Annotated in this window: 17 protein-coding genes; 2 read left to right on the forward strand and 15 right to left on the reverse strand. The window is 43.4% G+C overall.

Annotation, left to right across the window (positions count from 1 at the left end; translation table 11 throughout):
* Positions 1-308 precede the first annotated feature (308 nt).
* The 12 genes from der to A7325_RS09875 all read right to left on the reverse strand — a co-directional run bounded on the left by der (position 309) and on the right by A7325_RS09875 (position 15,134).
* On the reverse strand, positions 309-1,751 hold the full coding sequence (der, locus tag A7325_RS09820) for a ribosome biogenesis GTPase Der (RefSeq protein WP_068407671.1): 1,443 nt from the start codon (positions 1,749-1,751) through the stop codon (positions 309-311).
* Positions 1,752-2,228: 477 nt separating this feature from the next.
* Positions 2,229-3,437 (reverse strand): outer membrane protein assembly factor BamB, encoded by a 1,209-nt coding sequence (gene bamB, locus A7325_RS09825; protein ID WP_068407674.1) that lies wholly within the window; start codon positions 3,435-3,437, stop codon positions 2,229-2,231.
* 243 nt (positions 3,438-3,680) lie between these two features.
* Positions 3,681-4,484, reverse strand: coding sequence for a YfgM family protein (locus A7325_RS09830; RefSeq protein WP_068407677.1), 804 nt, complete (start codon positions 4,482-4,484; stop codon positions 3,681-3,683).
* 58 nt (positions 4,485-4,542) lie between these two features.
* A complete protein-coding gene (gene hisS / locus A7325_RS09835) occupies positions 4,543-5,841 on the reverse strand; it encodes a histidine--tRNA ligase (protein ID WP_068407680.1) in 1,299 nt (432 codons plus the stop codon).
* Positions 5,842-5,939: 98 nt separating this feature from the next.
* On the reverse strand, positions 5,940-7,055 hold the full coding sequence (gene ispG / locus A7325_RS09840) for a flavodoxin-dependent (E)-4-hydroxy-3-methylbut-2-enyl-diphosphate synthase (protein ID WP_068407683.1): 1,116 nt from the start codon (positions 7,053-7,055) through the stop codon (positions 5,940-5,942).
* 125 nt (positions 7,056-7,180) lie between these two features.
* Positions 7,181-8,002 (reverse strand): helix-turn-helix domain-containing protein, encoded by an 822-nt coding sequence (locus A7325_RS09845; RefSeq protein WP_413771797.1) that lies wholly within the window; start codon positions 8,000-8,002, stop codon positions 7,181-7,183.
* Positions 7,993-8,928, reverse strand: coding sequence for a type IV pilus biogenesis/stability protein PilW (pilW, locus tag A7325_RS09850; RefSeq protein ID WP_225211664.1), 936 nt, complete (start codon positions 8,926-8,928; stop codon positions 7,993-7,995). The genes A7325_RS09845 and pilW overlap by 10 nt, the downstream gene beginning before the upstream one ends.
* A 253-nt stretch (positions 8,929-9,181) precedes the next feature.
* Entirely contained in the window at positions 9,182-10,423 is a 1,242-nt protein-coding gene (rlmN, locus tag A7325_RS09855; RefSeq protein ID WP_197488899.1) for a 23S rRNA (adenine(2503)-C(2))-methyltransferase RlmN, read from the reverse strand.
* Positions 10,424-10,777: 354 nt separating this feature from the next.
* Complete coding sequence (gene ndk / locus A7325_RS09860) at positions 10,778-11,209, reverse strand: nucleoside-diphosphate kinase (RefSeq protein ID WP_068407690.1); 432 nt, start codon at positions 11,207-11,209, stop codon at positions 10,778-10,780.
* Positions 11,210-11,602: 393 nt separating this feature from the next.
* On the reverse strand, positions 11,603-12,019 hold the full coding sequence (locus tag A7325_RS09865) for a lysozyme inhibitor LprI family protein (RefSeq protein ID WP_068407693.1): 417 nt from the start codon (positions 12,017-12,019) through the stop codon (positions 11,603-11,605).
* A 311-nt stretch (positions 12,020-12,330) separates the two neighbouring features.
* Complete coding sequence (locus tag A7325_RS09870) at positions 12,331-13,620, reverse strand: adenylosuccinate synthase (protein WP_068407696.1); 1,290 nt, start codon at positions 13,618-13,620, stop codon at positions 12,331-12,333.
* A 197-nt stretch (positions 13,621-13,817) separates the two neighbouring features.
* Positions 13,818-15,134, reverse strand: a complete 1,317-nt coding sequence (locus A7325_RS09875; protein ID WP_068407698.1) for an ATP phosphoribosyltransferase regulatory subunit — start codon at positions 15,132-15,134, stop codon at positions 13,818-13,820.
* A gap of 499 nt (positions 15,135-15,633) precedes the next feature.
* Between A7325_RS09875 and A7325_RS09880 the strand changes: the two genes are divergently transcribed.
* Together A7325_RS09880 and corA are read left to right on the forward strand one after the other, a co-directional pair.
* The gene (locus A7325_RS09880; protein WP_068407701.1) at positions 15,634-16,023 is read left to right on the forward strand and encodes a DUF2237 family protein; all 390 of its coding nucleotides are present in this window, start codon (positions 15,634-15,636) and stop codon (positions 16,021-16,023) included.
* A 126-nt stretch (positions 16,024-16,149) separates the two neighbouring features.
* Positions 16,150-17,373, forward strand: coding sequence for a magnesium/cobalt transporter CorA (corA, locus tag A7325_RS09885; protein ID WP_068407704.1), 1,224 nt, complete (start codon positions 16,150-16,152; stop codon positions 17,371-17,373).
* Between the two features lie 119 nt (positions 17,374-17,492).
* On the opposite strand, the gene A7325_RS09890 is transcribed toward corA, so the two are convergent.
* The 3 genes from A7325_RS09890 to A7325_RS13525 all read right to left on the reverse strand — a co-directional run.
* Entirely contained in the window at positions 17,493-17,975 is a 483-nt protein-coding gene (locus A7325_RS09890) for a phosphate-starvation-inducible protein PsiE (RefSeq protein WP_068407712.1), read from the reverse strand.
* A gap of 107 nt (positions 17,976-18,082) precedes the next feature.
* Complete coding sequence (folD, locus tag A7325_RS09895) at positions 18,083-18,988, reverse strand: bifunctional methylenetetrahydrofolate dehydrogenase/methenyltetrahydrofolate cyclohydrolase FolD (RefSeq protein ID WP_068407707.1); 906 nt, start codon at positions 18,986-18,988, stop codon at positions 18,083-18,085.
* A 228-nt stretch (positions 18,989-19,216) separates the two neighbouring features.
* On the reverse strand, positions 19,217-19,420 hold a 204-nt coding region (locus A7325_RS13525; RefSeq protein ID WP_156508533.1), incomplete at its 5' end, for a transposase.

Genomic DNA, 19,420 nt, shown 5'->3' on the forward strand with positions numbered 1-19,420 from the left:
TGCTGTTCATCAGTCGGATATAGCCTGATTTTATGGGCTTTTAGGATCTGCTTTGGCATGAGATATTTATTGTTAGTTGGTTGCATAATTATTATACAACAGGTTGTAGGAGTAGTTACCAACAACGCATTCATCTCCCCACCTTAGAGGTGGGAGAATTCTGCGCTAAGATGTTAAATTAAAAAATGCCATGACGACTGATATAGTCATCATGGCATTTTATATTACAGAGAAGTAAATAAAAGAAAAACAGCGCTAAGAATGTCTTTGTTTCCTATAGAATTAAAGACACTTAGCATATTATCTGATTAGCGCTTTTTATCTTTATTGGTAAATCTGGGCTTATCTTTGGTGGTAAATTTTTGCGCGCGATTGCGTTCACGTTGGCGTAATTGCTGCGCTTTTGCTTTGGTTGGCGTATCACTTTTATTGGCGTACGGGTTTTCATTTTGCTTAAAGATAACATTAAGCGGTGTGCCTTCAAGTTTAAAAACTTGACGGAATTGGTTTTCAAGATAACGCTGATAGCTTTTTGGTAGCGCAGAGGTTTGGTTACCATGAATCACAATCACCGGCGGATTATGACCACCAATATGCGCAAAACGTAACTTAATACGGCGACCAGCAACCGTTGGCGGCGGATTTGCCGTAACCGCATCTTGTAAAATCTGTGTCAAACGGTTGGTTGATACCTCAAACATCGACGACTGATAAGCACGTAAGATAGACGGGTATAAATTACCTACGCCAGTGCCGTGTAGCGCTGAGATAAGATGTACTTTGACATAAGGGATAAAGTTGAAGCGGCGATCCATCTCAAGCTTGATATAGTCTTTTTGATCCTGGGTCAGACCGTCCCATTTATTAATAGCAACTACCAATGCACGCCCCGCATCAAGCGCATAACCAATCATATTTAAGTCTTGGTCGACAATGCCTTCGTGCGCATCAATCACAATGATAGTCACGTTAGAATCTTCAATCGCTTGCAAGGTTTTAATGACCGAGAACTTCTCTACCTTTTCATCGATTTTACCGCGGCGACGTACGCCAGCCGTATCAATCAAAACGTAATCTTTGCCATCGCGTTTATAAGGAATATAAATACTATCGCGCGTCGTACCGGGCATATCAAACACCACCACACGGTCTTCACCCAATAAACGGTTGACCAGCGTTGATTTACCAACGTTTGGACGACCGATAATCGCAAGCTTTAGCCCTCTTGGCTCGACGACATTTTCTTGCGTTGGCATATCAGCGGTCAACGCTTCTAGCAAATTACCAACACCGCGCCCATGACTGGCAGCCATCGGATACGGCTCACCCAAGCCTAAGGCATAAAATTCAGCAGGCGCCGCATCATGGACACCATCGACTTTATTGGCGACGACATAAACAGGCTTGCCGAGGGTATGCAAAAACTTGCCAATCTCAGCATCAGCGCCAATCATACCGGCACGTGCATCAACGACGAAAACGATAATATCGGCTTCATGAATAGCGGTATGCGACTGTTCAGACATATAGTCATCAATGTTGCCGCTGCCATCGTCAGCTTCGCCAATACCGCCAGTGTCGACTACGATAAAGGATTTGTCTTCGTAGGTTGCATCACCGTATTGACGGTCACGAGTCAGCCCTGATAAATCAGCAACCAATGCCTGCCGACTTTTAGTGAACTGGTTAAATAAGGTAGATTTACCGACGTTTGGACGGCCAATTAAGGCGACCACAGGCTTGATACTCATGGGTTACTCTCAGTGAATGACACAGTGATGTGTACAATGGCGGACGCTGCGTTTACGCTTATATTAAGAATAATAACGCTACTCGACCGCGAATTTAAATAAATGGTAAAGATAAAATGATGATAAATAATAGCGAGCTTTTTGTGTTAAGCAGTTGCTATAAGTGTTGGTTAAGATATTGTCCAAAGTCTGGTAGGTTAAGCGTATAGATATAATTACCAATCAATCGTCATAACTTATACCATTAACACCTAGCACTTAAACACCTAGCACTTATCGGTCGCATAGAGTACGCGAAAGCCACTACTTAAACAAGCAATTTACACAAGGCACGAAACGCTGACAAAGCAGCGTTTTTCTTGAACCTAATACCAGTATGCTTATTTAACGCTTTATTCGACAACTAGTTTTAATGCATTGTTTTAAAACATCGCTTTAGAACATAGACGTTTAAATAAGCCTTCTCTTATAACAAACTTAGCGTGCTAATTGCCAAATCGCTACTTGTCCTGCTGTACTTTGGGTCATTAACAGACTGCCTTGTACTTGCAAATTGGTCAAAGCACCTTTGGTCTGCACGCGGCTAACGATTTTGCCGCTTGCAGGGTCAAATAAATGCACCACACCATCAAAGTCACCAACCGCAATATAATTGCCAATCATCACAGGATTGGTGAGGTGACGATAAGCCAACTCTTCACTTTCCCACAACACTTCACCGTTATTGCGGTTATAGGCGACCACTTTACCGTCTAAACTGGTCGCAATAACTTGCTGATTATTGACCGCAAGTGACTTTAAGCTAGCAAGTTCATTGACGAACATGACTTGACGCGAAGCTAGATCAATACCGAGCAGCTGACCGCTATAACTGATAGCAAATAACTGATTGTTATCAACAATCGGCATACCATCGACATCGCTCATGCGCTCAACTTCGCTACTACCCGCTCCGACGCCAACGCGGCGTGACCACTGCGGTAGACCATTATCAATAGTAATAGCATGCAAGCGACCGTCAGCCGTTGCTAGGAGTGCAGTTTTATCATCTAACAGTGTCGGCGCTGCTGTACCGCGTACGCTGATAGGAGGTACTTGGGTGGCAAACTGCCAAACAGACTGACCGTTTTGTAGCGACAAACCATGCAAGAAACCATCATTGGCCGATAAAATTACTCGGTTATTGCTGATTAACGCTGGCGTCAAAACCGTACCGGTTAATTGCTGCTGCCAGCGCTTGGCACCAGTGGCACTATCAAATGCCATCACTAAACCGCCGCGTGTACTCACAATAGCCGTCTGACTAAGGGCGTCTAATGCCACGCCGCCGGTAATTTGATCGCCTACATTGACTGACCATAGGCGCTGACCCTTACTATCAAAGCCAGTCAAATCACCACCGCGCGAGGCCGTCACAATTTGCGAGTTGGCATAGCCTACTTGCAAGCTAAGAGGATCTTTACTACTGGCTTTTTTGCTGCCAACATCGGTACTAAAAACCGGCTGCAGCACGCTAATTGGCTGCGCAATTTGTACCAACTTTACAGGCTCATTGACGACTGGTTTGATACCTCGATTACACCCAACGACTGCCGTTGCCATCACTGCGATGACGGCGACATGCATGGCCGTCGTTTTGATTGTCTTAACGTTTATCGTTTTGTTTGAGCGAATAGCTTGAGTCATTATAGGTTCTCACTACCAATAAAGTAATCATGAATAAATTAGTTAGCAGTAAATAAATGGCACACAATAATAAGTATAATAAATAAGCACTTATGATTGATACTGCCTCTTTAACTCACTGCGCTACTTAGTTTTAAAAGGGTTTTTACAACGTTTTATCGTGTTGCAATTTTTCTTTATTAGCACATTAGCGCTTTTGCTATTTTTTTAATATTTGGTTTTGGTATCTTTTTAACAACTGGCTTATGCGCCAGCTTCTATCTTATTATTGTCTGCCGCATTTTCACCTTCGGCTACGACTGGCTGGGCAGGCATAGCAGGTTCTTGGATAAGTCCAGCTTGCGGCTCAATAGGTTCAGGCACGATACCGAGACTTTCCATCTTTAATGCCAATACTGCACGCGTTTCTTGACGGCTACGTAACAATTCCCAAGCATTATTGTAAGATTTAATCGCCGCATCTTTATTATTTTGCGCCAAATAAATATCACCCAATAGCTCTTGCTGGCTTGCCTCAAACGAGCTTGGCATATCGTTATTAGCTTCAGCTAAAGCAGCATCGGCATCGCCCGCTGCCAATAGTGTTTTGGCATAGCGCAGACGGGTAATCGCTTGTAGACCCGCATCACCCAAATCGATTGCCAGTGCTTTTTTAAAGGTCTCACCTGCACCTTTAAAATCATCGCTATCCACTTGTTGACGCGCTTTAATCATTAGCGCTTGCCACGCATAGACAGAGTTACCATGGGTGCTCACTAGAGCATCAATATCTTTATCTAGCTTTTTACGGCTCTCTGCTAGTGACGCTTGCGCCTCTGCTTCTAAGTCTGGGTTTTGTGATGCGAGGCTAACTTCTTCATTTAAACGTTGAATATCGGCGTAATGGTCGGCGGCCACCGTATCGACGCGCGCATGGTTGTTTTGCCAATACGTCCAGCCAAAATAGGCTGCTAACGCCAATAAAATCGCAGTGACAATATAGCTGCCATATTGCTTTAACGCTTGCATTGAATTGTCTGCATTTGGCGAATTGGGTGTCAGAGCCATATATTTTTACCTGATAAGATTGATATGAAATTTTTAATGCTAAAGCCACAATCGCTTATTAACGAACGAAGTTGTCTTTAGTTGACAACCAGTCTTGCGCGACTGTTTTTTGCTCACCCGTCTGCATGTCTTTGATACTAATGGTATTATCATCGAGTTCCTGCTGAGCGATAATCACTGTCAACGCCGCGCCCGATTTATCCGCCTTTTTCATTTGCGCTTTTAGGCTGGTTGCGCTCGACATTTTTACGCGCAGGTCAGGACGGCTATAACGCAGCGCTTGCGCATAACTGATACCCGCACTATAAACTTCTGGATGGGCAACGACAAAAACATCGCAAGCGGGCAACTCTGCTATCGGTGATACAGCGTCGATAAGCAGTAATAAGCGCTCAAGTCCCATCGCAAAACCAACGGCTGGCTCAGACTTCACGGATTTATTATTCCCTTTATCATCAGGAATCCCGATAGATTTTAATTGGCCAACTAAACCATCGTAACGGCCACCGGCACAAACGGTCGCTTGGCTACCAAGCTTATCAGTGACCCACTCAAATACGGTTTTATTATAGTAATCAAGACCACGTACTAAATGCGGATTAATCTCAAACTCAATTCCAAGTGCGGTCAGATACGCTTGCACTTGTTCAAAATGCGCTTTACTTTCGGCACCCAAAAACTCGGCAAGCTTTGGCGCCTCTGCCAATAGCGCTTGGGTACTCGCCTCTTTACTGTCTAAAATACGTAATGGATTGGTCGTCAAGCGGCGTTTACTGTCTTCATCTAGCTGCTCTTGTTTGTCAGTTAGATATGCAACCAATGCTTCACGGTAAGCATGACGCTCATCAAGCTCACCCAAGCTATTAAGCTCTAAGCGCATCTCATCTTTTAGACCAAGCTCTTGCCACATCAAATGCGTCATAGCAATCAGCTCGGCATCAGCATCCGGTAACGCACTACCAAAACTTTCGACACCCAATTGATGGAACTGGCGGTAGCGACCTTTTTGTGGACGCTCATAGCGAAACATCGGGCCTATATACCAAAGTTTCGGCGTATCACCGCGCAATAAATTGTGCTCAATCACCGCGCGTACTGCCCCTGCCGTGCCTTCTGGGCGCAATGCCAATGGCGTTGGCGGCTCAGACTTATCGGTAAAGCTATACATCTCTTTTTCGACGATATCGGTTGCGCCGCCGATAGCACGCGCAAACAAGTCGGTTTGCTCAACGATAGGCAGACGAATATGCTCATAACCGTATCTGCCCAATACATCTGCCAACATCGACTCTAAGTGCAGCCATTTTGTAGACTGCTCAGGCAAAATATCATTAAACCCTTTGATTGCTTTAATCATAGTACGGTCGCATCCTTAAATTTTTAACAAGCTATCTCTAATACTTTTTATTAATAATCGCGCTTTATTTTAATCAGAAAATACATCAGGGTGACGACTTATTTTACGCGAATGATTTCATTCTCACGTTTTTTCGCCAAATCTTCGGCATGCGCACGTACCATGCCTTCGATTTCATCAACCAAATTATTGGTATCAATCAAATGGCTTTTTTCGCCCATACGGTAGACCAGTGATTTTGGTGCCGCGCCGACAATACCAATGTCTGCTTCTTTCGCTTCGCCCGGACCATTTACCTTACAACCAATCACCGACAAATTCATCGGCTCACGGATATCTTCTAAACGCGACTCTAATGCGGTCATTACTTTAATCACATCGAACTCTTGGCGCGAGCAGCTTGGACAAGCGATAAAGTTAACACCATTTGAGCGGATATTGAGCGACTTTAAAATATCAAAGCCGATTTTAATTTCTTCTTCTGGCTCTGCTGCCAAGGAGATACGAATGGTATCGCCGATACCGTCTAATAACAGCCCGCCTAAGGCAATGGCAGATTTCACCGCGCCAGTACGATACACGCCCGCTTCAGTGACGCCTAAATGCAGCGGATTATCAATCTGCGCAGAAATCAGACGATAGGCATCTAAAGTCAAAAATACATTACTGGCCTTTACCGAGACTTTGTATTGATCAAAGTTTAAACGCTCTAATATATCGATATGGCGCATCGCTGATTCAAGCATCGCCTCACCAGTTGGCTCGGTATATTTACGCTGAATGTCTTTTTCTAATGAGCCGGCATTAACGCCAATACGAATCGGAATATTATAATCTTTGGCGCAAGCGACCACTTCGCGGACTTTGGCGTCGCTACCGATATTACCCGGGTTAATCCGCAGACAATCGGCGCCCGCTGCTGCAACCGCTAGGGCGATTTTATGATCGAAATGTACGTCTGCGATAAGGGGTACACTAACCCGCTTACGAATCTCGGCAAAGGCGTTGACGGTGTCCATCGTCGGTGTCGACACGCGCATTAAATCCGCACCCGCTTCGACGCAGCGCTCAATTTGGGCAACGGTCGCTTCTACGTCACAAGTATCGGTATTGGTCATGCTTTGCACACTAATCGGTGCATCGCCGCCGATTGCGACATCACCAACATATATTTTTTTGGTAAGACGACGGTTAATAGGCGCTGACGTTGACATAGACAAACCCTTTCATTGGAACAAATTGGAACGAATTAAAACTGAAACTTGGAAACCAACATTACTTTTAAAGCTAACAGCTTGTTAAGAACAATCGTTTTGTTAAGTTTAATAGCTGTTAAATATTAAGGTGCAAGCTCAAAACTGGCCTGCGTACCTGTAGCATAACTGTCTAACGCCACCGCTTCTTCATTAAGCATTAAGCTGACATTTTTGACATTATCAATCTGTACGTTAAAAGGTGGTGTACCTGATAACTTATAATCGCCAGCAGTTTGCGAGCCATTCATCAGATTGCTACCCGAGGCATCGGTAATCACCACAACAGCGGCATCGGTCAGCTTCACGTCGAGCGTAGCGGCAGCTGTACTTTCACCGCCCAAATTCAGCGCCGAGCCAGACGCACCAACGCCATTACTATCAACATCAATCGCTGCGCCTTGCGCTTGCTCTAGTGCTGAGATATCTTCGCTGGTCGTTACTGGCTGCTCATTATTGTCTTTACTGGCGTTAGACACCATGCGAAATAAGAAAATCGCTAAAATAATAACGCCAATCACGGCGATGATTAATAAGGGATTAAAACGAATGCGATTGTGAGTATCGCGCTGCAACGTACCCATCGGGCGTAGTGGCGACTCAATATTCTGAGGAGCGCGCGCTTTTAGCTCATTAGGGTAAGCGGCATCAAAGCTGCTCGCTACTTTTACGGGATCCAAACCCAAAAACTTGGCGTAGTTAATCGCAAAACCGCGTGCAAACGCCGCTTGTGGTAAATCCGCAAAATTCTCATTTTCGAGCGCTTGTAAATGACGTTTTAAAATAAATAATTCGGCAGCAGCTTCTTCTAAACTGACTTGTTTGGTTTTGCGGGCTTGCTGCAACATGGCACCAAATGATCCCTGAGCGTTAGATTGTGTGTTTGATGATGGGGTGGTCATTTCCATGGTGCCTCTGGATTATTAAGCCAAATCTTAAGTTGTTTTGCTTCATCGCTTAGTGGATAAGCGGATAAAAGCTGCTGAGCCAATTGCTGGCGCGTTGCTATGTTATTTTGTGCCGCGGCAAGTTTGATACCCTGTAATAGCAGACGCGGGCTAATACCCTGTCCTTGTACCAGTAGCAAGGTTTCATCATAGAGCCTTTGAGCCTGCTGTACCCGTTGCTGCTCAAGTAGCAAATCAACCAGTTCAATATGCGCAATCACACTATTACGGTTGCCATCTAAAGCGCGTAAAAATGCTTTGGCAGCGGCTGGATGATCATTGAGCTGAAGGTAGGTACGCCCTAAATTCTCTAACGCCCCAATTCGGCCTTCGTAGCCAAGCGCCGCCCCTGCAATCTCAAACTGCTCCGCCGCCTCTTTATAGCGCTTCATTTGCGACAAATAAACGCCGTAATTATTGTGCGCTTGATCAAAATCTTTATCTAGCATAATGGCTTTTTTAAAGTATTGATCGGCTTTTGCAAGATTTAGGCGACTGCCCTCTTGCTGCAACAAAATGCCCATCATATCATAGGCAGGCGCATAACGGCTATCGGCAGCAAAGGCTTTTTCAAGTTGGCGCTGGGCGGTATCGAGCTCATTTTTGCGGATATATTGTGCAGCAAGTGACGTGCGAACGCGAGCAATTTCTTGCTGATCTAAATTACGATTGTCGCTCGGTCGCGTCGATGTTTGATAAGGTGTATTACCAATCAAATCTGTGGTCGTCGTACTTTGACAACCGCTTAATAACAAAGCACTTAACGCACTAGCTAACAAAATAGCTTTCGCGCCGCGCGTTTGGGCAATACTAACAGCTGATTGCTGCGCTGGTTGAGAGGATAAGGTTTGATATTTGAACTGACAAAGAGTTTTTAAAGTCATCATAGCCGCCATCATAAAACTGTGGGTCAATGCGTTCGATCATCGAGGCATCAGTTTAATGGATTTAGCACCCATAAGTACAATTTAGTTGATATTAATTATACTGCTCTTTATTATTGATGTCCGTAACTACATTTTATTACCATTCTGAGATAAAAACGACAGATAAGCAATTCAATTCATTGCCTTACCTACTCACTTTTCAATCAGCAAATATTTAATCCTAACTTCCTAACTTTAGACAATAAAAAAAGCATTAAATACTTTCTCGATCTTTAATACTTTGCTGCCACGCTGCTGAACGACGCGTTCTATCCGCCACTTGTCCAACCAATTGACCACAAGCGGCATCGATATCATCACCGCGCGTTTGGCGAATGGTACACACAAAACCCGCTTGGCTTAAAATATCGCTAAAGGCATGAATGCGGTTATTGCTCGATTTATCATACGGCGCATGCGGGAACGGGTTAAACGGAATCAGGTTAATCTTACTTGGTAAGTCTTTTAATAATGCCACCAGCTGATGGGCGTGCTCATTGCTATCATTGACGCCATCAAGCATGACATATTCAATCGTGACATGCTTTTTATGACGCGGATTGACATCATAAACATAGTTTTTTGCCGCGGCAATCAGCTCATCTAACGGATATTTTTTATTAATCGGCACTAGCTCATTACGTAGTTCATCGTTTGGTGCATGCAAGGATATCGCCAATGCCACATCAATATCTTGCGCCAATTGGTACATTTTTGGCACCACACCTGAAGTCGATAGCGTCACACGGCGTTTTGATAAACCGTAAGCATGATCGCTTAGCATCAGCTCCATCGAGCCAACCACGGGTTTGTAATTTAATAAAGGTTCACCCATACCCATCATCACAACGTTGGTGACGTTATTTTCCCATAAACTATGGTCAACGTTTTCCAAACTGTCATTGTCATCGCTCATATAAGAGGCGTTCGCCACCCATAATTGGCCGATAATTTCGGCAGGCGTTAAATCACGCTCGAAACCCTGCTTACCAGTACTGCAAAAACTACAGTCTAGCGCGCAGCCGACTTGTGAGGAGATACAAAGAGTCTTACGGCCGTTTAGTTTGCTATCATCGGCCGGAATCAATACCGTCTCGACCAATGAGCCACCCGTGACTTCAAAGACCCATTTACGCGTACCATCATCGCTATACTGACGATGAATCACTTTTGGCGGCGTGACACAAGCATGGGCTGATAATTTATCACGCAAGGATTTGCTCAAATTAGTCATTTGCTCAAAATCGGTCACCCCATGCTGATAAATCCATTTAATCACTTGCGTCGCACGAAACGGCTTTTCGCCAATACTTTTGAAATAATCGGCCAGTTGTGCTTGCGTCATGCCCAATAAGTTGGTTTTTGCTTGTGCTTCATCGACAAGCTTGATGCTATTGGCAGGCTTTTTAGCAGTCTGTGCTGGGATATGTTGGATAGGAGTTTCGAGAGTGGACATAATAGGTAACCTTTTTGCAGCCACTAAAATAAGCGCTGCAATTATTGAGATGGGCGTTGCCAGTTAATCATACATCTGATGTATGTATGCATAAGCAATCCGTTATGAGCGCATTTTTATCCGCTTCTTTTATCAAAATATCTATAAACACATAAATTTTATAAAAACATCATGACAATATGCTGATAAGGGATTGATAATGCTCGTAAAACTAATAATGAGGCAGATCTTTAAGAATTTCAATATAGAATCAAACTATTATAGCTAAAACGGCTTATACCAAAAGATATAAGCCGTCTTGCTACACTAATTATCGATAACCAGCATCAAAGCGATTATCAATAACTGCTGCTATTAACGCGTACGTGCACAAACTTCATCTTCATTGAAGAAGTAGCTGATTTCACGTGCTGCTGATTCAGCTGAATCTGAACCATGAACGGCGTTTTCATCGATGCTGCTAGCGAAGTCAGCACGGATAGTGCCTTCAGCGGCGTCTTTTGGGTTAGTTGCACCCATGATTTCACGGTGCTTAGCGATTGCGTTTTCGCCTTCTAGCACTGATACCAATACTGGACCTGACATCATGAAAGATTTTAGGTCGTTGTAAAATGGACGCTCAGCGTGCTCAGCGTAGAAACCGCCTGCTTTTTCATCATCAAGTTGTAGCATTTTAGCGGCAACAATTTTTAGACCCGCTTTTTCAAAACGTTCGTAGATAGCGCCGATGTGGTTGCCAGCTACTGCGTCAGGTTTGATGATAGATAAAGTACGTTCGTTAGCCATGAAAAGCTCCTAATAGATGAGGGGTTAAAAAATTGAACTAAAATAAGGCATGGAATAGTAAAGAGGTGGTTTTATCAATAACCACTCATTTTATCTCAGCCCACCATGTTGACTTGGATTTATTGAAATGACTCATGATTTATCAATATGAAAATATGAATTCAAACAACATTGGACACCAACACAGGATTGTTGCCTATTATAATGATTGAGCCTGTAAATGATAGCGTTAATTACGCTAAGCGCTCAGAAAATTAAGGTTTAAAAAAGCTTTAAAATTGCTATGCTTTAGAAAAGCACTATTTTAAAGCTTACTGATATATTTAAAGTTTACTGCTATAAAGGCAAGACAAATACCATTACAATCGCTTTTATAACCATACGTTTAGCCAATTACTCTCCTAAACGACTGTCTCGACAGCTGCCAGCATTACATTCACGTACACGATCATTTAAGAAATTGACCCGTTTGGTAGTAATACGGGTAGCGCAGTCCATATTGACATAAAAACCATCTTCATCATGATAGCTGCATTGATCATTTCGGTCACGCATCCAAGCAAGTTGCCCACGTTTAAGTATGGTTTTTTGCTGGCTATTTAAAACTTTATTTAGCTTGGTATAAGAGTTATTAAGCTCTTTATCGGCTTCTAGGTATACTTTAGTTAAGCAATAAAGACCGTCAAAATCATTGATGGGTTTATCACAATTTTGGGCGCCCCAAGACAGCATAGGAAACATAAAAGCTGCCGACGTTAGCAGCGCTAAAACTTTTTTGCCTATAGAGTGCTTGATAACAGTCGCTTTCATCACGTTTTCCTTTTCATATATTGATAAAGTTACATTCATTTATAACATAATATACCAATTAAACCAGAATAATGTTAGCAATTTCCCTCTTTATACTATTTTTCTTATCACAGGTTATGCAATCGCCAGATATCTTGATTTTTTATCGTTAGAAATTAATAGTGATTAACACTTTTTATCATTTGGCATTAATAATAGTTCACATAATAGAAAATGATGAGACATTACTCACAAGATAATACTCATAAATAAAACCCCAATGCTCAGCATTAGGGTTTTATGAATGACTTATAATAGAGCTGTTTTACTAATTAAGCATCATACGGATCGCGCAATACAATCGTTTCTTCACGGTCAGGACCGGTTGAGATGATATCAACTGGACAACCAATCAACTCTTCGATACGTTTGATGTAAATCTTGGCGTTTTCTGGTAGGTCATCATAGCTTGTGATACCAACGGTTGACTCGCTCCAGCCTTGTAGGGTTTCGTACTTAGGCGTGACTGACTCATAGAATTCAGCATCATGCGCGCCAGCACACTCCGTCTCAGGTAAGTTATAACCAACACCGATTAATAGCTCTTCTAATCCATCTAATACGTCAAGCTTGGTTAGACAGATACCAGACATAGAGTTCAGTACCACAGCACGGCGTAATGACTCAGCATCGAACCAACCACAGCGACGCGCGCGACCGGTAGTTGCACCAAACTCATGACCAACTTTGGCCAAATGCGCCCCAACATCATCAAACAATTCAGTTGGGAACGGACCGCTACCAACACGCGTGGTGTAAGCTTTAGTGATACCTAATACATAGTCTAAATACAATGGACCAATACCAGTACCAGTCGATACACCGCCCGCAGTGACGCTTGAGCTGGTCACAAACGGATAAGTACCATGGTCGATATCAAGCAAGGTACCTTGCGCGCCTTCAAACATTAGGTTTTTACCAGCAAGACGTAGCTGGTTTAGATCTTCGGTCACATCGGTAACCATGCCTTTGATTTCTTCGCGCCACTCTTGGCAAAGCTTAAAGGTTTCATCAAAATCAATGGCATCAACTTTATAGTACTGAGTCAGTTGGAAGTTATGATATTCAATTAAATTACGTAGTTTTTCTTCTAAGTCATCACGGAACAAGTCAGCAAGTTTAATTGCACGGCGCGCAACTTTATCCTCATAAGCGGGACCAATACCGCGACCTGTGGTACCGATTTTGCCCGTGCCGCGCTTAGCTTCGCGTGCTTGGTCAAGCGCCACGTGATAAGGCATAATTAATGGACAGTTTGGTGAAATACGTAGGCGCTCACGAACTGGAACGTTCTTGTCTTCTAGAGCTTTCATCTCTTTTAATAGAGCGTCAGGTGCAAGCACCACGCCGTTACCGATGAAGCACGTTACGCCTTCACGTAAGATACCTGATGGAATTAGATGTAAAACGGTGGTTTTGCCATCGACAACTAAGGTGTGACCGGCATTATGCCCGCCTTGGAAACGTGCAACGGCTGCGGCTTTTTCGGTCAGTAAATCAACGATTTTACCTTTACCTTCATCGCCCCATTGGCTACCCAAAACTACGACATTCTTACCCATGATTAATCCTTACCTTTATGTATTGAGGTGTGTGCAATAACGGTTTAAAACTGAATTTACGCTAAAAAAATATAGTTAGAATACATTCTTTAGCATTTTAATGATTCAGTCATTTAATAATATTTCTTGAAATAGATTGTAAATTCAAATATAGCTTTTAAGATAAAATGGCACTTAAGAGTAAACAGCTTTTAAGCTCAAACGGTCTCTAACTGCCACCCATTATCTACGAAGTTTAAACGGTGCGTCAGCGCTGCTGGACGGTCATCAGCCGTTAATGGCATAGTGACACGATAACCTTGCTGACGTAAGCTTGTGACCTGTTGCAATAGATTCTGCATTTGCGTTTTATCAGTATCAGCCTGCTGTAACGCTTGATAGTCAACCAATACAATAATCGGTGACTCAAGCTGCGTATGCGCCAGCAAACGGCTGACATCCATACTAAAGCCTGTCGCTTGACGGGGCTGCTTTACGCTTAATTGACCAACACTTTGCATACCATCAAAACGCCCACCACGTACCAGCGGCTGGGTTTCACTATTGATATAGCCGTTAAAGATAATACCGGTATGATAATGATAGCCCGACAGTTCGGTCACATCGATACTGACTGGCGTCTGCCACTGCGTTTCTAAATGAGTCTTTAGACGTTGCAACTCATCGACAGCCGTCACGATGTGTGTATCTTGCTTAGCAGTATTTGACAGCGTGTCTAATAACTTTGCCATATCATGACCAAAGCGCGCCAATGCGTAAAAATCATTACCCATTGTCAGTAGCTGACAGACACGTTTTAGCTCAGGTAAATTCTTATTGGCATAAAGATGCATCAACTGCTCGGTGTCATTATCCGACAACTCAGCCAATGCTGCCAAACGCTTAAATATCGCCACATGACCCAAGTCAATATGTAGCGCTGCACTCATATCCAAGCTATTTACCATACTAAATAGCACATCTATCAGCTCGATATCAGCTGCAAGCTCGCCGCAACCAAATATCTCCGCACCGAGTTGTAGCGGTGTACGTGAGCCAAAGAGCCCTGAAGGCAAAGTATGAATGACGTCGCCTGCATAGCAATAACGCGCAATACCATGACCGCCGTGATGGGCATCAATACGCAAAATCTGCGGCGTAATATCGGCGCGCACGCCCATCAAACGACCAGTCAGCTGATCAATAATCTTAAAGGTTTGACGTTTTAAATCTTCTGAAGCTTCACTCAACAACGATTCGGTAAACTCAATCATCGGCGGATTGACCAACTCATAGCCATGGCTAATAAGCTGCTGGATCAATTGATGTCTCAGCACTTCTTGTTTATGGGCATCTTCAAACAGCACATCGACAACCCCATCAGGCAGCAGCCAGCTGTTATTGGCAACGTCACTGGCAAAGTTGTTGAGATATGGCAGACCATTAGCGGCAGCACGGTTATCAGCAGGCTGGGTCGCCGCTGGTTTTGTCGTATTTGACTGGGCAGGTTTTGCAAAATCAGAACTGACAGACACAATGAATCCTTGTTTGGCGTAGCGCTTACCAAAAACGCGGTACTGATGCGGTACTAAAAAGTCGTATTCATAATGGCAGTGATATAAGGCGTTTTGTATTTTTGACGCGCAACATCACCGACCCAATTATCTATAAGCAAACTAGGTGACCGCAAAAGGGTGAGTAATAAGTATAAGTTAGGATGATAAGACGAGTATCTTTATGCGCTAAAATTTATGCGATAGAAAACTATGATAAATAATCAAGGCACTTTATGCTTTAGTTTAGCATAGCAGTCAAGCTTCGCCTAGTGACAATTGAACCCAATTGCCATCTAATTATTTTTCAAACGCATGATGTATTAAACTCATTATCTCCTAAACTTATTCTTTAACAAAGAAACAGCCTGTCTCATAAACCGTACTTAAACCTTGTAAAGCGTTTACCATCTGTTGCTTGATAACGTCTTACCGCTAGACTCATGTTACACTAAAGCATATTTTTATCTCGGAAAGTCTTATGTCATCTGATTACCACCCAAATCCTGCCATCAACCAAACCAACGTCCTTGGCACTGCCCTTGCCAGCTGTTGTTTTGACCCTATTACTGGCTATTACCGCAATGGCTTTTGTCATACCGGTAACCATGACGTCGGTCAGCATACCGTCTGCGCGAAGATGACCAGTGAATTTTTAAACTTTTCTGCCAGTCGTGGTAATGACTTGATTACGCCGCTGCCTGAGTATGGTTTTTCTGGCCTGCAACCTGGTGATTACTGGTGTATCTGCGCGCTACGCTGGGTTGAAGCATTAGACTTCGACATTGCCCCGCAGATAAAGCTCGAAGCCTGTCACGAAAGCTTATTAAGCTTGGTGGATATCGACACGCTAAAACGCTATGCATTGTAGTTTGCAGAGAAGCAATATAAAAAAGGTGAGGGACATAAATTAATAGGCTAAAGATGTTTTAGCCCATGTCATTTTCACGTTTATTTAACATTTATTTAATATTAGCCACCGACTAAAGGATAAGGTATGAACCAAGATGATGACCTGATTGTCAAACCGACAACGCGTATCACACCTGACTCTAATGTCAGCCTTATCGACACCAGCATGGGCGATGAGCGCTCTTATTTAGACAATTATGCCAGCTACGACAGCTATATTTATGGCGATGCCGATGCGACGGTCGAAGATACGATTGAGACCATGACCGTCTATGACCCCGACTCTGAGCGCTATGAAGATATCGACTTATCGAGCGATGATGAAGTGGTCAATTGCTATGCCTACTCGCGTAAAACGGGCGAAAAAGTCAATAAGATCGGCCTAAATGACGTCAGTCGCGCTTTAAGTAATAGCGGGCAGTTTATTTGGCTGGGTCTTTATGACCCCAGTTTAGAGACCATGGTAAAAGTTAGAGATGCCTTTGAGCTGCACGAACTAGCCATTGAAGATGCCTTTGCTGACCATCAGCGCGCAAAAGTAGAAAACTATGACAATGACATGATATTTGTGGTGCTACGAACTGCCAAACTGGAAGACAACGTCATTCGCTACGGCACCACGGCGATATTTATGGGCAAAAACTATCTGATTACCATTCGTAATGGGCCGTCGAACTCTTATGCGCCGGTGCGCGAACACTGTCATCGCCGCCCAGAAAAGCTGCGCATGGGGCCTATCTTTGTCCTGCATGCCATACTCGATTTTATCGTCGATAACTATATGCCGATTACCGATCGCTTAGGCAGTTATCTGCGTGAGCAAGAACGTAACATTTTTACTTATGAGTTTAATAAAGAAACGCTTAGAAATCTGTATGAATTAAAATCCCAGCTGGTGCATATGCGGGCGGTGATTTTACCGGTACAAGATATCTGTAGTTTCTTTATTAATCACAATAAAAGCGACTTAATCTCGCCGTTTTCTCATGCTGCTAAACCTTATTTTCGTGACGTCAATGACCATTTACTGCATTCTTTAGATGCGATTAATGGCTTAAATGAAATGCTTAGCGTGGTCATGAATACTTACCTCGCCATGGTAAATATGGGACAGAATGAGGTGGTCCGTAAACTTGCTGCTTGGGCTGGTATTTTGGCCGTACCGACAGCAATTGCTGGTATCTATGGCATGAACTTTGATTTTATGCCTGAGCTGCATTGGCAGTATTCTTATCTGGTTATCATGGCAGTTATTATCTCGTTATGTAGCTTTTTATACTTTAACTTTAAACGCTTGGGTTGGCTATAATTTAAGAGCATTTCAAAAAAAAGGGCTGCCATTTAATTGGCAACCCTTTTTTATTAAAAACCATTTATTCGCAGCAATTTATTGAAAGCCATTCAACAATGATGTTTTTTGAAAAGACCTTATTTACGATAAGGCTTACTATCAACGCTTGGCAGATGATGCTCGGTACTTCTTATTTGATGATCATCCAAATAATCTTCTGGTCGCCCAAACATCTTCGCCGTCCACGTTAATATTACAATCGACGCACTCAGTACCATAATGGCAAAGGAAATCGTTGCCAATAGCCAAAGATGGAAGTTATCGGATACCGCTTGTACATCAACCACCAAATGGCGTGATAAAGCGGTAATGGCAATAAATATCAAAAACTGCACCGGCAAACGATGAGTTTTAAAATAAATCCCAATCATGGCGAGCAGTTCAAGATAAATAAACAGCAATAAAATATCTTTTAAATCTGCTGAGCCTTTTTGCACAATAGAAAAGAACTCTTTGCCCGCCGTCCAAACGACCACCACGCTGATTAAGAATAAAATAATATAGTGGCAGATATCGACAAACTCACGGCCGATATGCTGCATGCGCTCATGGATACCCATATTGGATTTTGCTACATCGATAGCATTGCTTTGATAGGCTTTATTATTTTTCTCTGTCGATAGCTGTTCAGATTGCTGTTCTGGTTTTTGCTCTGACAGCGGCTTCATTAGCTGACTGCACTGTTGTCTAAACCAGCAGATTTTTCGGCCGCATCAACGGTTTGGCGAATAAGCGTATTAATGGTCATAGGGCCAACGCCACCTGGAACTGGTGTATAAGCACTAGCGATATTTTCTACGCCTTGCAACTCGATATCACCGACGCCGCCATTATCCGTTGGATGGAAACCTGCATCGATCACCACCGCGCCTTCTTTAATCCATTCCGCTTTAATCAGCTCAGGCACACCCACTGCGCCAACGACGATATCAGCGCGTTTAATATGCGACTCTAAATCTTGCGTTCTTGAATGGCAAATCGTTACCGTGCAGTTGGCATTCAATAGCATCATCGCCATTGGTTTACCCAAAATGGCACTACGCCCTACGACCACGGCTTCTTTGCCAGCAAGCTCAATATTATGATGCTCTAGTAAATGCATGATACCTTGCGGCGTACATGAGCCATAAGCGGACTGCTGCATCGCCATACGACCAAAGCCAAGGCAGGTCACACCATCGACGTCTTTTGCCAAGTCAATCTGCTCAAAGCAAGCACGCTCATCGATATGAGCCGGTACTGGGTGCTGCAGCAAAATACCATGCACGTCTGGATTGCTATTTAGCTCATCTATTTTTGCCATCAGCTCTGCAGTCGTCGTCGCACTTGGCATTTCAACGCGTATAGAGTCCATGCCGACACGCTTACACGCATTGCCTTTCATACGTACATAAGTCGCAGAAGCAGGATCGTCACCGACCAATATCGTCGCGAGGCTTGGAGTACGGCCTGTTTTCGCTTTAATAGCGTCTACACGCGCACTCAGTTGCTGTTCTATTTGTTTAGCAAGTGCTTTACCGTCCAAAACGGTAGCAGATCCTTGGGCAGTTGACGTAATAGACGCAGTTGACATAGTAACTCCAATAAAGGGTGCGATAAAAAATAGGGTGCGATAAAAATAAAGACAGCGCCTGCAAGTTTTTGCATGCCTGTCTTATGCTCGGTCAATTCTTTTTGACCGTTGATCGAGACTATATTGTACCTGTCTGAGCTAAGAAATCCTAGCGCCCTATTAACAGTCCTTACTTTAAAATCTGTAAACTCACTATAAAAAATCGGCCTATTAGGGCGTGTATAGAATTCAAATGAGTGGCAACCAGATAAAGACACAAGCAAGCATTACCGCTGCTGCATAGCTATCTTTGAGCTTATGATATCGCGTGGCAATGCCCCTAAAATGTTTCAACCTAGCAAAAGCGTTTTCTACCAAGTGACGGCAACGATACAAATACCAGTCTAGTGTGTCATTGTTGCTGTTTTTAGAGTTCGACTTAACGGGTATGAC

Origin of the sequence: Psychrobacter sp. SHUES1 (assembly GCF_001652315.1) — a bacterium.
Taxonomy (GTDB): Bacteria; Pseudomonadota; Gammaproteobacteria; order Pseudomonadales; family Moraxellaceae; genus Psychrobacter; species Psychrobacter faecalis.

Bases quoted from the DNA above. Each gene is read 5' to 3' on its own strand.
- der (WP_068407671.1), bottom strand. From the start codon at position 1,751: ATGAGTATCAAGCCTGTGGTCGCCTTAATTGGCCGTCCAAACGTCGGT.
- bamB (WP_068407674.1), bottom strand. From the start codon at position 3,437: ATGACTCAAGCTATTCGCTCAAACAAAACGATAAACGTTAAGACAATC.
- A7325_RS09830 (WP_068407677.1), bottom strand. From the start codon at position 4,484: ATGGCTCTGACACCCAATTCGCCAAATGCAGACAATTCAATGCAAGCG.
- hisS (WP_068407680.1), bottom strand. From the start codon at position 5,841: ATGATTAAAGCAATCAAAGGGTTTAATGATATTTTGCCTGAGCAGTCT.
- ispG (WP_068407683.1), bottom strand. From the start codon at position 7,055: ATGTCAACGTCAGCGCCTATTAACCGTCGTCTTACCAAAAAAATATAT.
- A7325_RS09845 (WP_413771797.1), bottom strand. From the start codon at position 8,002: ATGGAAATGACCACCCCATCATCAAACACACAATCTAACGCTCAGGGA.
- pilW (WP_225211664.1), bottom strand. From the start codon at position 8,928: ATGATGACTTTAAAAACTCTTTGTCAGTTCAAATATCAAACCTTATCC.
- rlmN (WP_197488899.1), bottom strand. From the start codon at position 10,423: ATGTCCACTCTCGAAACTCCTATCCAACATATCCCAGCACAGACTGCT.
- ndk (WP_068407690.1), bottom strand. From the start codon at position 11,209: ATGGCTAACGAACGTACTTTATCTATCATCAAACCTGACGCAGTAGCT.
- A7325_RS09865 (WP_068407693.1), bottom strand. From the start codon at position 12,019: ATGAAAGCGACTGTTATCAAGCACTCTATAGGCAAAAAAGTTTTAGCG.
- A7325_RS09870 (WP_068407696.1), bottom strand. From the start codon at position 13,620: ATGGGTAAGAATGTCGTAGTTTTGGGTAGCCAATGGGGCGATGAAGGT.
- A7325_RS09880 (WP_068407701.1), top strand. From the start codon at position 15,634: ATGTCATCTGATTACCACCCAAATCCTGCCATCAACCAAACCAACGTC.
- corA (WP_068407704.1), top strand. From the start codon at position 16,150: ATGAACCAAGATGATGACCTGATTGTCAAACCGACAACGCGTATCACA.
- A7325_RS09890 (WP_068407712.1), bottom strand. From the start codon at position 17,975: ATGGGTATCCATGAGCGCATGCAGCATATCGGCCGTGAGTTTGTCGAT.
- folD (WP_068407707.1), bottom strand. From the start codon at position 18,988: ATGTCAACTGCGTCTATTACGTCAACTGCCCAAGGATCTGCTACCGTT.